This window comes from Endozoicomonas acroporae (genome assembly GCF_002864045.1).
Classification (GTDB): Bacteria; Pseudomonadota; Gammaproteobacteria; order Pseudomonadales; family Endozoicomonadaceae; genus Endozoicomonas; species Endozoicomonas acroporae.
This window is the reverse complement of sequence record NZ_PJPV01000170.1, coordinates 1-15,516: the sequence shown is the minus strand read 5'-3', so window position 1 is coordinate 15,516 and position 15,516 is coordinate 1. Positions and strand designations below refer to the sequence as shown.

The 15,516-nt window shown below is 49.7% G+C and carries 6 protein-coding genes; all 6 read left to right on the top strand.

Annotation, left to right across the window (positions count from 1 at the left end; all coding sequences use genetic code 11):
* The first annotated feature begins 202 nt into the window (after positions 1-202).
* Positions 203-463, top strand: a complete 261-nt coding sequence (locus tag CX664_RS25935; RefSeq protein ID WP_146000233.1) for an ATP-binding protein — start codon at positions 203-205, stop codon at positions 461-463.
* Positions 409-543, top strand: a complete 135-nt coding sequence (locus tag CX664_RS28350; protein WP_420810390.1) for an ATP-binding protein — start codon at positions 409-411, stop codon at positions 541-543. The genes CX664_RS25935 and CX664_RS28350 overlap by 55 nt, the downstream gene beginning before the upstream one ends.
* Before the next feature lie 88 nt (positions 544-631).
* Entirely contained in the window at positions 632-769 is a 138-nt protein-coding gene (locus tag CX664_RS22515) for a transposase domain-containing protein (protein WP_146000232.1), read from the top strand.
* A gap of 379 nt (positions 770-1,148) precedes the next feature.
* Positions 1,149-3,284 carry a type I secretion system permease/ATPase gene (locus CX664_RS22510; protein WP_163371754.1) on the top strand — a complete coding sequence of 712 codons (2,136 nt, stop codon included), beginning with the start codon at positions 1,149-1,151 and terminating at the stop codon, positions 3,282-3,284.
* Positions 3,285-4,763 (top strand): HlyD family type I secretion periplasmic adaptor subunit, encoded by a 1,479-nt coding sequence (locus CX664_RS22505; protein WP_101748896.1) that lies wholly within the window; start codon positions 3,285-3,287, stop codon positions 4,761-4,763.
* Between the two features lie 464 nt (positions 4,764-5,227).
* On the top strand, positions 5,228-15,064 hold the full coding sequence (locus CX664_RS27655; protein ID WP_101748894.1) for a calcium-binding protein: 9,837 nt from the start codon (positions 5,228-5,230) through the stop codon (positions 15,062-15,064).
* The last annotated feature ends 452 nt before the right edge of the window (positions 15,065-15,516 follow it).

Here is a 15,516-nt window from a genome sequence, read left to right as displayed (position 1 = left end):
AGCACACTGGGTTTGGTTGAAGTATCCAGATGCTGGCTAACCAGTTTCCAGGGAAATTGTAAGCCGAGGCCGAGTATAAAAACCTGATTTCCATCCATGGCTGGATACTACTTCTGATGAGGTAAAAAGAGCCCGAATTCTCTCAGATATTTCATAAGGAAATCCACACTAAAGGACGAGGAGCCAGCAAGCATTGTCCCGTATGTTTGAAACACCCGACCAGATGAAACTGTCGTTTGAAGATTGTCTCAGCCTGTTACTTGAAGCTGAAACTCTGGATCGTAAGCAGCGCAAACAGCAACGACTCAGGAAGGCGGCAAAAATCAAGCAGGCCAGCGCCTATGTAGAGGATATTGATTATGCGGCCAATCGGGGGATTGATCGAGGCGCATTAGAAACCCTGTGTCGATGCGACTGGATATCCAGAAATCAGTTTTTATTGATGCCATTATGGATCGTCTGATTCACCGTTCACACCGTTTGGAACTGTCAGGGGAGTCAATGCGTAAGAAACAAAGTCTCAATTTGGCAAAACAGGAATAATATGCAGTAAACCTATAACGTGACGGATCAAAAAGGGAACCACGGACCAGTTCATTGCACAATCTATGGTTCCCGTATCAGCAAACTGATGGATACGCCGGATACGGTGCTGTGGCTGAAAAAGAAGCCCTTTGGCCCTCAGGCCAGTACCATTTTCTACAGCCTGATCGAAGGTGGAAAGGCTAATGGACTGGAACCCTACGATTATCTCTGTCGTGAATTGTAACGAGTACCCGGCTGTAATTCTGTGGATGCTTTGGAAGTCTTGTTGCTATAGCAATTATGTGAACAGAGTCAAAAAATATATTGACTTTATTTATAGCTGTTGACACCGATTTAAACTGCTGTTTGAATGTGTTTCATTCAATAAGAACAACTCAATAGTGAAAGGGATACATGGAATGACCCGAGGAATGATGGCCTACGTTCGTGGCCGTACTGCTTATATCCAGTCTTTCGCTGGTACCTGGAAAGAATCGCCTGTTATCAGTAGATGTCGCAAGCTGAAAAGCTTTCCTTCTCCAAGCCTCTTCTAACTGAAAGTTCGTGTTCTGCATCAGGCACGATGTCCATTCATAAAAATAAGTATCTGGACAGCCGTAGTAGTGAGTCAATTCAATTCCATAGATAGTGGCATACATTGCCTGGTGATGCTGGCCAAATTTCATGGCGTAGCGGCAGAGGCTGAGCAGTTGCATTACCAGTTTGGTCGTGGCGATGCAGCGCTTGACGATATAGCCATGCTCAGGGCGGCTAAATCCCTGAAGTTGAAGGCCAGAAAAATCAAAGTGGCAGTGGATCAGCTGACTGATCTGCCGTTGCCTGCGATTGCACGACAGGTGGATGGTCACTACTTCATCATTGCCCGGGTACATGAAGGGAAGGCGCTGATTCAAAGTCCGCTGAAGCAATCCCCCGAGGCAGTATCGTTGGATGTGTTGGAAACGATGCTCTCTGGCGATGTTCTGTTATTCACGAAACGCTCTTTGTTGCCGGGCAGTTTTGCCAAGTTTGATTTCAGCTGGTTTATTCCCGCTTTGCTGAAGCATAAAAAACTGCTGTCGGAAGTATTGCTGGCTTCCTTCTTTATTCAGCTATTTGCACTGATCACCCCACTGTTCTTTCAGGTGATTATCGACAAGGTGCTGGTTAACCAGGCATTAACGACGTTAGACGTATTGGCATTTGGCCTGTTGGTACTCTCATTTTTCGATATTGTCCTGAATGGCCTCAGGAATTATGTATTCAGTCACACCACAAACAGAGTCGATGTGGTGCTTGGCTCAAGGCTGTTCAACCATTTACTTCGCTTACCCATTGCATTCTTTCAAGCTCGTCGAGTAGGCGACACGGTGGCCCGGGTTCGGGAGCTGGACACCATTCGGGAGTTTATTACCGGCTCTGCCCTGACGTTGTGTATCGACCTGTTATTCACCGTCGTCTTTTTTGTGGTGATGTATTTTTACAGCCCAACGCTGACCTGGATTGTGTTGGGTTCCATTCCTTTTTATATCCTGCTCTCTTTGATCGTTACCCCGATTCTCCGTGCCCGACTGAATGAGAAGTTCAAGCGTGGTGCCGAAAACCAATCCTTCCTGGTGGAGTCCGTCACCGGCATAGAAACCATCAAAAGCTCTGCAGTAGAACCCCAGATGCAGCGGCACTGGGAAGACCAGTTGGCGGCTTATGTATCTGCCTCCTTCAGGGCTATGAACCTTGGCAATATTGCCAGCCAGTTTGCCGGGTTAATCAATAAAGTCGTCACGGTGCTGACGTTATGGGTAGGGGCCACACTGGTCATTAATGGTGAGCTTACCGTTGGTATGCTGATTGCCTTTAATATGATTGCCGGTCGGGTGAGTGCGCCGATCCTGAAGCTGGTGCAGCTCTGGCAGGATTTCCAGCAGGCCGGTATTTCGGTGCAACGATTGGGCGATGTACTGAATACCCCCACGGAACCGGGGCACGATCCAAACCGAACCACATTACCTACATTGAAAGGTCAGGTACGTTTTGAACACGTGACTTTCCGTTATCAGCCCGATCGGCCTGCTGTACTCAATGGCGTATCGCTCACGGTCAACCCCGGGCAAGTGATCGGTATTGTAGGGCGTTCTGGCTCAGGCAAAAGTACGCTGACAAAACTGGTGCAGCGATTGTATGTACCTGAATCTGGTCGTCTATTGGTGGACGGTGTTGACCTGGCACTGGTGGAACCCACCTGGCTACGCCGACAAGTGGGCGTGGTGCTGCAGGAAAACTTCCTGTTCAACCGCTCAGTGCGGGACAACATTGCCCTGGCCGACCCGAGTGCCTCCATCGAACGGGTGATGGCAGCGGCGAAACTCTCCGGTGCCCATGATTTTATCTTGGAATTACCCGAAGGTTACGACACCAATGTCGGTGAACAGGGCAGCTCCCTTTCCGGCGGTCAGAAACAGCGCATTGCTATTGCCCGTGCGTTGCTCACCAACCCGAAAATCCTGATCTTTGATGAAGCCACCAGTGCCCTGGATTATGAATCGGAACACATCATCCAGCAGAACATGAAAAAGATCAGCCAGGGGCGCACGGTCTTTATTATTGCCCATCGTCTTTCCACGGTGCGGGATGCCAACCGCATTATCGTGATGGACAAAGGCAGAATTGTGGAAGAAGGTGCTCATGATCAGTTGGTAAAACAGGGTGGCCATTACGCAAGGTTGAATGCCCATCAGCATGGCTTACGGGAGGCGGTGTAGATGAAGTCACTGTTCTCAAAAGCCACCAAAGCGCTGCTCAGTCGAACGGAGCGCCCGGAATCTCTGGATGACACCCGTCGTCAGTTTCTGCCAGCGGCACTGGAAGTGGAAGATACCCCAGCCAGTCCGGCAAGCCGGGTTATCGTTAAAGTGATTATCGCTTTGTTTGTCATCGCCATTCTCTGGTCCTGCTTTGGCAAAATCGATATTGTGGCCACAGCACAGGGAAAAATCATACCCGGTGAGCGGGTTAAAACCATTCAGCCGATGGTGATTGGTGAGGTGCAGGCGATTCATGTACACGAAGGCGATGAAGTCAAAGCCGGTGATCCACTGATCACTTTGGTAGGCACCGTCACAGAGGCGGAAAGCGTTCGGTTGCAACAGGAAATCGAGGCTCTTGGTTTGCAGCTGGCCAGACAGCAGGCGTTTGTTGCTTATCTTGATACCCCTTCCTCCAACCTCGTTCCCACGGTTTTAGGGCCTTTAGGTTCCCCCGTGGGAATGCATACCCACTCTTACCGAAAGTACGCGGTCACAGAAGAACAGGCTCTCGGGCAAGAACATGAGATCCAGAGAAATAGCGAATCTCAAACCTTCGTAGAACAGTTGCTATTTCAACAAATCGAAGATTACAGAACATCAGCAAATGCCCTGATCAGCCAGGAAAAAAGCAAACGCGCTGAGCTACAAACCATTGTCGCCCAGGTGAACAAGCTGAAGCGGGTTCTTCCCATTATTGAAGAACGCACCCAATCACTGAAAGCGCTTTATGACAAAAGCTACGGCTCCAGAGTGGAATACCTGGAGCTGGAACAGCAACGCATCGAACTGGAAGAAGATATCAAGGCTCAAAGCGCCGCCGTTAAGCAACTGGCTGCAGAAGCGGAAGCGCTGCAACATCAACTGGCCAGCCTCCATGCACAGACTCGCCGGGAAAGCCTGGATCAGCAGGAACAGCTGCACCGTCAGCTGGACACACTGGAGCAGGAACGCATCAAAGCAGAAGAGTTGCACGACCAACAAAAAATCGCCTCGCCCATTGATGGCACGGTGCAACAACTACAGGTCCATACCATCGGTGGTGTTGTACAGCCAGCACAGGCACTGATGCAGATCGTCCCCGCCGAAGCAAAGATGGAAGTGGAAGCCTGGATACTGAACAAAGACATCGGTTTTGTTCACGAAGGTCAAAGCGCCGAAGTGAAAATCGACACCTTTAACTTCACTAAATACGGTTTAATTGATGGCACTTTAACCTCCGTTTCCAACGATGCCGTGCCCGATGAAAAACTGGGTTTGAGATATCTTGCCAATGTTCAGATTGAAAAAGACTGGATGCAATTAGAAAACCGGAAGGTGAATTTGGCTCCGGGAATGAGTGTAGCGGTAGAAATTAAAACAGGGCAAAGGCGCCTGATTGAGTATTTTCTGAGTCCTCTGTTGAGGTTCAAACAGGAGAGTATACGTGAGAGATAAACAAATAAGACTGAAAAAAGGAAGCGCAATCCTTTTTTTGCTCTGGTTTTTCAGTGGGATATTATTTTCCATACTACTATCTAGTCAAACAGAATTTAGTATTTTCACAATATCGCTATTTAGTAGCTTTGAACCTTATGTCAGCGATTATGAAAAGTTCTGTTGGTCTATTGCTTTCTATATCGTTTCCCTCCCAATGTTTTTTTTATTTATCAGAAGTCAAGTCATAGTAGATCCTCCCCTCTCTATTGAGAAAAGGATGATCTTTTTTTTGCTTATACCATGTTTTTTACTTGCTGGGTTGGGATTGATACCACTCACTGACCAGGGAATGTATACACAGCTTTTGCGAAGATTAATTCAAGTTGCGGACTGGGTTGGAGCTGTTTTACTTGTGTTCTTTTCCTTTAGCCTCGTCACTATATTTTTGTCAATTACCTTCAGGAAAATGAAAGGAGAAATAAGTGAGTAATCCAGCAACCGATAATGACACATTTCAGTATTATTTTGATAAGTATTGGGGAGAAGCGGCAAGTGGTTTATCTTCAGTATTAACTGAAATAACAGATAAATACTCCGCACAAGATTTTAATAATGCAGTTAAACAGCAGGAAATAGCTGAAAAACTATCTGCAGAATTTGACTATTACTCCCAGCGAGCTTCTGAATTAGCAAAAAAGGCAGACTCGTCTGGTTTAAGTCCAAATAAGTCAAAGCTTGCACAACAGACTTTAGACAATACTTCTATGATTTTTAAGGAGTACTCAGAGCAAGTAAAAGCTAAAGGGATTGAAGCTTTAGACGCTGTGGATACATCGATGCTTAACTCTGTAAACCGGCAACTACTTTCAGCAGGAGGTAAAGCTGCTGGCCCTCTGGCTGATAGTTTAGGCGTTACTATTAAACTTCTAAATGACGATTATTATGGTGCTGCAGGCGCATTTGTCGGTGCTGTTGCAGGTGCAGCTTTGGGAGTCTTTCTTGTTTCAACTACAGCGTGGATCAGCATTCCTGCTGCAATCATTTTTGGAACAGCAACGAGTAATTCATTTGAATCTATTTTTAAATTCCTTGACCCTCTTGGGCTTGGAGATATTTTACGGTCAAGTGGAAATAACCCTGAATTCAATGGAGCTGAAAACCTCACCTCTCCAATTATCCTCGACTTAGACGGAGATGGTGTCGAAACCATCAATGAGTCAGAAGGCGTTTATTTTGATCATGATGGCAACCTGCTGGCTGAAAAGACCGGCTGGGTAGGTAAAAACGATGGCCTTCTGGTCTTCGATAAAAATGCTGACGGACAGATTTCCAGTGGTGCAGAACTCTTTGGCAACCAGACTACGCTCACCAATGGTGAGAAGGCGGCTAATGGATTTGAAGCCTTGAAGGATCTTGACAGCAACGGTGACGGTGTTCTTAACCAGTCCGATGAAGCCTGGTCGAAACTTCAAGTCTGGAAAGATGTCAATAGTAATGGCGTGGTGGACAGTGGTGAACTGCTTTCCATGGCTGATGCTGGTATTGCCGCTATCAATACTGAATATGCTACCGGTAAAACCAAAGACGCCGCTGGCAATGAGCACCGCGAAACCGGCAGTTTTACCAGGACTGATGGCAGTGAGGGAAAGGCGACTGACGTATGGTTCAAGATTGACCCAGCCCGAACCCGATATGTGGGTGATGTTGAGTTAAGTGATGAAGTCAAGGCTCTGCCCAACGCTGTCGGTTTTGGGGAGTTGCCGGATTTGCAGGTGGCCATGGCTGCGGATAAAACCCTGCAGGCATTAGTGAACCAGTACGTGAATACTGAAGATGCGGGAGAGCGGCAGAAACTGCTGGAGCCGATCATTTATCAATGGGCCGGTGTCAGTGATGTTGACCCTTACAGCCGTGACCCGACCAAAGTTTACGGGCATGTGATGGATGCCCGCCAGCTGGAAACACTGGAGAAGCTGACCGGCACACCCTATGTCGGCACCTGGTGCTGGGGTGAGAAAGACCCGAACCCACATGGTCGTGCAGCACCGGTATTGATTGAGCAATTCAACCGGTTTGCTTCCTTTGTTGAATCGCAGCTGCTGGCTCAGAGTCATTACAAAAATGCCTTTGATGCCATTACCCTGAAGTACGATGAAAGCAGTGAAAGCTTTGTGCCAGATTGGACGGGGTTTGAAGAACACCTGACCGGGCTGCTGGGCACCAGTGACGACACTATTGTTGAGCTGGCAAATATAGCTCGCAAGCTGGGCAGCTATTCTCCGGAACTCTCCCGCGCTGTTGAAGATTCCCTGAACCGCTTATCCGTTACTTCGCCGGTGTTGGCGGCCTTGCTGGATAGCAAAAACGCAGTTGGTACCGCTGGCAATGATTACTTGACCACCGGCTATGGCAACGAGGTGCTTTACGGCAAAGGCGGCGATGACCGGCTGTTTGGCGGTTCTGGTGATGATAGTTATTTCTTTGATAAAGGCGACGGCAAAGACCGCATCTATGACAGCGCTGGCAGCGACAAGATTGTCTTCCGTGAAGGTGTGAATCGGGAGAACCTTGAGTTCAGCCGTAACCTGACCACGGTGTGGATCAAACTGAAAGATAGTGAAGGTCAATATACCGGTGATGAAATACAACTGGATAACTACTTTGATTTTGATGGCACGTTAAAAGAAGGGGCGATTGAATCGGTAGAGCTGGCGGATGGCTCTGTGCTCAGTCAGGCGGATATTCTTGCCTCGCTGGTATCAGAAGCCACAGAAGATAATGACCTGATTTTTGGTACGGGTCAGACTGATAACCTGTCCGGTAAAGCTGGCGATGACCAGATGTACGGTTTTAACGGTGACGATGTGATTGCCGGTGACGCCGGAAACGACACGCTCTCCGGTGATGCTGGCAATGATAAGTTGATCGGTGGTGAAGGTAATGATGAGCTGAATGGTGGCCTTGGCAATGATACTTATCTGTTCAGTGCCGGGCATGGCCAGGATGTGATTCATAACTACGACAATGGCAACAGCAGGGTTGACCGTATCCGGTTTGATGAAACCATCACCGCTGAAGCGGTTGATGTCATCCGTGAAAATGATGATCTGATTCTGAAAACATCAGAAACCGATAGCATTCGGGTTGAGCGCTATTTCAAAAATCATGCTACCAGTGAATATGTCTTGCAGCTGATCGAGTTTGCGGATGGCACTGCCTGGAGCATTGATGATGTTAAGGCGGTGGTTCTTAAGGGCTCTGAGCAGAACGATGTGATTCGTGGCTATGACAACAGCAGCGATGAACTGACGGGCTTACAGGGCAATGATGCGCTCTATGGTTACAGTGGTGAGGACCGACTGGTTGGCGGTGTTGGGAATGATCAGCTTCAAGGTGGTGCCGGTAATGACACCTATGTAATTGCCAAGGGGGATGGGCAGGACATTATTACCGAGAACCGAAGTGGGAGTGACACCGATCGTATTCTCCTGGGTGGCGGTATATTGCCAGAACACACCTCGGTTCACCGCCATGGACAGCATCTGCTGATCACTACAGACGGCGATAGTCAGTCTATTCGAGTCAATAACTACTTCAACAGCGATGCTGCCACGAACTATGCCGTAGACACCATTGAGTTTGCAGATGGTACCCAATGGGATATCGAAACCATCAAGGGCAAAGTGATTGTTCCTACGGAAAGTAATGATGAGATTTGGGGTTATGGTTCGGACGATACACTTTCTGGTCTGGCTGGAGATGATGTGATCCGCGCCCAGAGTGGCAATGATTCTGTTGATGCTGGAGCAGGTAAGGATACCGTTTATGGCGGTGATGGGCAGGATGCTTTGGTGGGTGCCAGCGGTGCTGATCGCCTTTATGGTGAAAATGGTGACGATCAACTGGTCGGCGATGAAGGTGTAGACCAATTGTATGGCGGAAGTGGTAATGACTCTCTAAATGGTGGGCGTGGTGATGATCGTCTGGAAGGCGGAGCAGGCAATGACACCTATGTGATTGCCAGAGGTGATGGGCACGACACCATTACTGAGTATTGGCGTGGCAGTGATACGGATCGCATTCAACTGGGTGAAGGGATTTCACCGGAAAGTGTGGTGGCTCGTCGGCAAAATACAGACCTTCTATTGCACATTGGAGATGACCAGTCGGTTCGTGTTCGAAATTATTTCAACAGTGATGCGACGACCAATTACGCCGTTGACGCCATTGTGTTTGCTGACGGTACCCGTTGGGATATTGAAACGGTTAAACAAAAAGTGCTGGTGCCCACACAGGGTGATGACATTATTCTTGGCTATGACAGTTCCAGTGATCAACTGAGCGGTCTTGGCGGCGACGACCAGCTGTTTGGCGGTGCCGGTGACGATGTTCTTGACGGTGGTGCAGGAACAGACCATTTGGATGGGGGGACTGGCAGTGACGTCTATCTATATGGTGCCGGTGATGGCAATACCACTATTAATAATCATGACCTCAGTGAAGGGCGCCATGACGTGTTGCGCTTTAAGCAAGGCATTTCACCTGATGCCTTAAGGGCAACTCGCTTCCTGGATGATTTGTTGCTGACGTTCAGTGAATCCGGTGATGTCATTACTGTAAGCGATTATTTCAGTCAGGATACGGCCGGTGGTGATGCTCTGGATATCATTGAATTTGCCAGTGGTGAGCAATGGGATATTGCAACAGTAAAAACTCTGGTTCAGCAGAGCACCGATGGTGATGACACGCTTTATGGTTATGAAACCAGAGATGAGCTCACCGGTGGTCTGGGGAATGACCGGATTTATGGTAAGGGGGGTAATGATCAGCTCACCGGTGAAGATGGAGATGACCACCTCTATGGTGGAACCGGAGATGACCATTTATCAGGTAGTTCAGGCCAAGACTATCTTGATGGTGAGTCTGGGGATGATCACCTTGAAGGTGGAGAGGGTGATGATTCCCTCTATGGCCGAGCTGGTAATGATTATCTCGACGGCGGTAACAATGATGATCATCTCTATGGTGATTACGGTAATGACCAGCTGGTTGGTGGCGAAGGTAATGATTACCTCGATGGCGGCCGAGATGATGATCAGTTAACCGGTGGGACTGGTAATGACCGTCTCTACGGTGGCTATGGTAACGATTCGCTGACAGGTGGTATGGGTGACGACATCCTGAGCGGCGACCAAGGGGCTGATGATTATTACTTTGCCCAAGGCGATGGAAAAGATGAGATTCGGGATAACTATCAGGATCAGACTCGCCTATTACTGGCTGGCCTTGATCTTGACCTGATTACTTTCCGCCGTGTGGATGATGACCTGACTTTGACTTTCCGTGACAGTACTGAAGACAAAGTTACGCTCAAGTATTTCTTTGACAATGATTTGCCAAAGAGTGGTCTTACGCTGGTTGGTCCTGAAAACGTCACACAGGTTCTCGATAAAGCAGCGATTAACCTCAAAACACTGGAGGGCACGGGATTAGATGATGTGATTGAGGGTAACGACCTGGTGAATCAGGTGACTGCTCTCGATGGCAACGACCGTGTGCTGGGTTATGGCGCTGATGACGTTATCAGTGGTGGTGATGGCCAGGATCGTCTTCAGGGTGGTTTTGGCAATGACGTACTTTCCGGTGATAGCGGTGACGATTCCCTTGAAGGCGAAGCGGATGATGATCACCTGACTGGTGGGCTGGGCAATGACACCCTGACGGGCGGTGAAGGTGCTGACACTTATCATTTTGCTGCTGGAGACGGGCAGGATGTGATTCATAACTACGATAGTGAAGGCATGGACACTATTCGGTTTGCAGAGAGTGTTTCACCAGGCAGTGTCGCAGTATCAAGGGTTGGTGATGATCTGTTGCTCAGTTATGGGTGGAATGATCAGGTCACTGTTTCCCGGTTCTTCCAGGATGAAGGCCATTCCAGATACGCTCTGGATACGGTGGCGTTTGCTGATGGCACCGTCTGGAACAAAGAACTCCTGCTGGATAAAGCGCTGCTTGGAGATCTTGGCGATAACCTGCTCCGCGGTTATACGACAGACGATGTGCTTTCCGGTGATGCTGGCAACGATATACTGGTGGGCAATGCAGGTGATGACAGCTTGCGTGGCGGTACTGGCAACGACCGACTGGAAGGGGGCGTTGGCGATGACACCTATCATTTTGCAGCCGGCGATGGCAGTGACGTTATTGAAGACAGTGCCGGCATCGATACCCTGATCTTTGAAGACCTGAACGACGATGATGTGTTACTTCGTCGACAGGGCGATGATCTGCTCATTACCCGTCACGCTGACAGTAATGACAGTGTTCGTATCCTCAACCACTTTACCGACCAGACCGGTGCTGTCAGCCTTCGTGCCATTAATGTCATCACATTTGCCAACGGAACCCGCTGGAATACAGACGACATTCTGGTTCAGTCGGTCAAAGGCACTGAAGCCAATGATCAGATTCTGGCTCACGCTGAGAATGACATGATCACGGCACTGAGTGGTGATGATGTGGTTCATGGTCAGGGAGGCCATGATCAGATCGACGGCGGTGACGGAGCCGATACGCTTTACGGTGAGACCGGCCGGGATGTTCTGTTGGGTGGTCAGGGCGATGACCGTCTGGAAGGCGGGGACGACGATGACCGCCTGGAAGGTGGTGAAGGTGTCGATACCCTGTTAGGCGAGGACGGTAGCGATCAACTTTTCGGTGGTGACCAGAATGATGACCTCAGTGGCGGTGGTGGCAATGACCAGCTCTTTGGGGACAGCGGCAACGACACGCTGAACGGTGACTGGGGTGATGACACCCTGCATGGTGGCTCAGGCGATGATGAGCTGACCGATCTCACCGGCAATAACACCCTGTATGGTGGAGAGGGGAATGATAAATTGTCTGGTCGTGGGCACCTGTTTGGTAATGAAGGTGACGACACTCTGAAAGGCAGTGGTCTTTTAGCAGGTGGTGAAGGTCATGATGTCATTACCGGGCAAAGTGGCAGCACCCTGAAAGGTGACGCCGGTAACGATACCCTGATCGTTGACAGCCAGCCCTGGGAGCGCGGTGTGCTTAGTACACTGGAAGGTGGTGCAGGTGATGACACTCTATATGGTGGCTTTACCGATGATGAGTACCTTTTCAATCTGGGTGACGGTGCTGACCGGATGATTGAACGGCGCCTGGGCGAAGCTTATAGCAATTATGACGCCTCTTTTGATGTGCTTCGTTTTGGTGAAGGCATTGCCGCCATTGATCTTTCCTATGCCCGTCGAGGGGATCATATGGTCATCAGCCACAGTAACGGCAGTGACCAGATCACCATTGAGAATTGGTTCCGGGAGCCTACCGAGCACTTCAAAATCAATAGTTTTGAGTTTGCCGATGGCACCATCTTATCCGATGCCGACCTTGAAGAGCAGGTAGTAACTTATGGAACTGACGGTAGCGATCAGACCATGATTGGCTACCGTGATCATCATGATGAAATCCATGCCGGTGCCGGAGACGATAAAGTCTGGGGACGTGCCGGTAATGATGTGATTCATGGCGATGCCGGTGATGATTACCTGGACGGTGAAAGCGGTGATGATCGTTTATTCGGTGGTGAGGGCAACGATAACCTTCAAGGCAAAGAAGGCACCGATCACCTGGAAGGTGGTATGGGAAGTGACTCCCTCTCTGGCGGTAGTGGTGACGATACCCTGCTCGGGCAGTCTGGCGCAGACCAGTTGTTCGGCGGTGAAGGCAATGATCATATGGAAGGTGGTGCTGACGATGACTACATGGATGCCGGTGCCGGTGATGACAGGTTGATCGGCGGTGATGGTAATGACCAGCTTCGTGGAGAGGGCGGCAACGACACCTTGATAGGCGGCGCGGGTCGGGACACTTACGTCTGGGCTGTGGGTGATGGCGCGGATGTTATTGATAACCGTGGCGGACAAGGACTGTTGTTGCTTCAGGGTGGTGCAACCCCGGAGTCTTTGGACTTCAGCCGTGATGGGGATGACCTGCTGATTGCCATGAAAGATCAGACAGGTCAGTCCATCCGCATAAAGAACCACTTCCTTGGCGGTGACTGGGCACTGGATGGTGTACAGCCAGATGGTGGCTTTATGATCACCACCAACAAGATCAATCAGCTGGTTGCCGGGGGCAGTGATCCGGACTTTGCTTCAGTGGTGAAAGGCACTAACGACGGTGAGCGTCTGGTTGGTAGTGCAAACAATGATAAGGTTCTGGGTGAAGGTGGTGATGACACCCTGTTCGGAATGTCCGGCAATGACCGGCTGGAAGGTAGTGATGGAAACGATCGCCTGATGGGTGGTAATGGTTCTGGTCAGGGGTCTGGTGATGATGTCCTTGCCGGCGGTGCTGGAAATGACGTTCTAAACGGTGAAGATGGCAACGACACCCTGAATGGTGGTGTCGGTGATGACCACTACTATTATCAGGCCGGAGACGGTGTAGATACCATTGATGCCACGGGTGGCGGTACCGACTGGGTGCTTTTCAATGGCAGTATCAGCCGTGACCGGATCAGCTTCCATAAGGATGGCAATGATCTGGTCATGCTTCTGGATAATGATCTGAAGCAACAGCTGCGGGTGAAAGATCACTTCCTTGGTGGTGAGAAAGCCATCAGCTATGTGCAACCTTCTGACGGTGGCTATGCTATCCCGGCCTCAAGCTTTGCGTCGTTACTGACGGCTCTCCCGGGCGGTGGTGATGGCAGCGGAGGTGAGACTGGCAACGGTAATGGTGGTGAATCGGTTGATAACTCTGGTGGCAGCTCCGGTGGGGGTAACCAGGGTGGAGAGACCGGTGAGCCAACCGAGCCAGGACTGGGCGGTGACGATGTCATCACAGGGACCGCTGCCAATGAAGTGCTGCTGGGCGGTGCCGGTAATGACACATTGATTGGCGGAGCTGGCAACGATCATCTGATTGGCGGTCAGGGAGATGATATCTATCACTTCTCCAGTGGACAGGATGTGGTGGATAACACGGGTGGTGGTACCGACAAAGTGCACTTTGTAAATGGTATCACCTTTAACCAGGTAGCCTCTGGCCTCTCCAAAATGGGCGATGACCTGATTCTCAAGGTGAATGGCGGCCCGGATCAGATCACCCTCAAGAAATTCTTCCTGGGCGGTGAACATCTGATCGACAGCTTCACGTTTGCAACTGGTGGACAGATCACGGCAGCCCGGATTTTTGCTGCCTTTGGTCTGGCCATTCCAACCCCTTCTGAAAGCAATCCTAATGAGGTTGATGGCACAACCGGTGATGACGCATCGTTAACTGGTACAACCGAGGTTGATCACATCCGTGGATTTAACGGTGATGATCAGTTATCTGGGGATGGCGGTGATGATCTTCTGGAGGGTGGAAATGGTCACGATATCCTGAATGGACAGGCTGGTAATGATACTTTGAAAGGTGGACGTGGTAACGATACCTATGTATTTACAGCTGGAGATGGTCAGGACGTTATCGACAATGCTGACGGTGGTAATGATACGCTGTTGTTTGAAGGTATTAGCTTTAACCAGGTAGCCTCAGGCCTCAGCCGTTTTGGTAGTGACCTGATTCTCAATATTCAGGGTGGGACTGATACGGTTACGCTGAAAGACTGGTTCCTGGGTGGTGATAACGTAGTGGATACCATTCGGTTTGCCAGTGGCGGCCAGATTACCGCAGATCAGATATTCGGTGCTTTTGGTGGCACTAACCCTGATACCAATGGTTCACCGGACTACCAGAACGTGCCGGACGAACGGGGTTATGCCACGATTCTGAACGGCCAGGCTGGTGATCAGATCATTCTTGGCTCTTCCGATGCTGAAATGCTGGGTGGTGGCGCCGGAGATGATCATCTTCATGGCAACGGTGGCAATGACTACCTGATGGGGGGTGATGGAAATGATACCTACCATTTCACAACAGGTGGTGGTGCTGACACGATTAATAACCTGTCCAATTCAGCAGTGGATCAGGATGTACTGCAGCTGTTGGGCATTGAAGAAGAAAACCTCTGGTTTACCCGCTCCGGTGACCATCTGCTGATTGATGTTATCGGTTCTGATGATCAGATTACGGTACAGGACTGGTACAGCAATGATGCCCAAAAGTTGGATAAAATCCGCACGGGCGATGCTGTGTTGCTGGCCAACAAGGTGGAGAACTTGGTCAATGCCATGGCTGGGTTTGATGCACCGCCAGCTGGTGAAGCTCAGCTGCCACAGAACGTGCGCGATCAGGTTACTCCGGTGATTACGGCAAATTGGCAAACGACAGTGAGTTAAGGTTTACACTTAAAATTCACGATGAAATGAAGGCAGCACTGGGTAACTGGTGCTGCCTTTTTGGTTTTGGGGTACGAGCAGGTTACAGCGGGTTAAACTTACACGTACAAAATTTTTTCTGAATGGACACATTGCAGCACGGTGTGCCATCAGCAGTAGAGGTGGTCACTTATGAACAGCAGGCCGATCCATTTTGGACAGTGCCACTATTTGGGCGTCACTGATAGAGAGAACCCATCAAATACATTGGAACCGTGTAACCGTGCATTATTTCAATGTGTTTGATGGGTACAATCTCCGTTCACCCTGAGCGGAGTCGAAGGGTGATTGGCACAGTCTTTATTCAGGGCATGGAGCTTACGCCCTTCGACTCCGCTCAGGACGAACGGAGTTTGGGCGTCATTGATAGAGAAAACCCATCAAATACATTGGAACCGTGTAACCGTGCATTA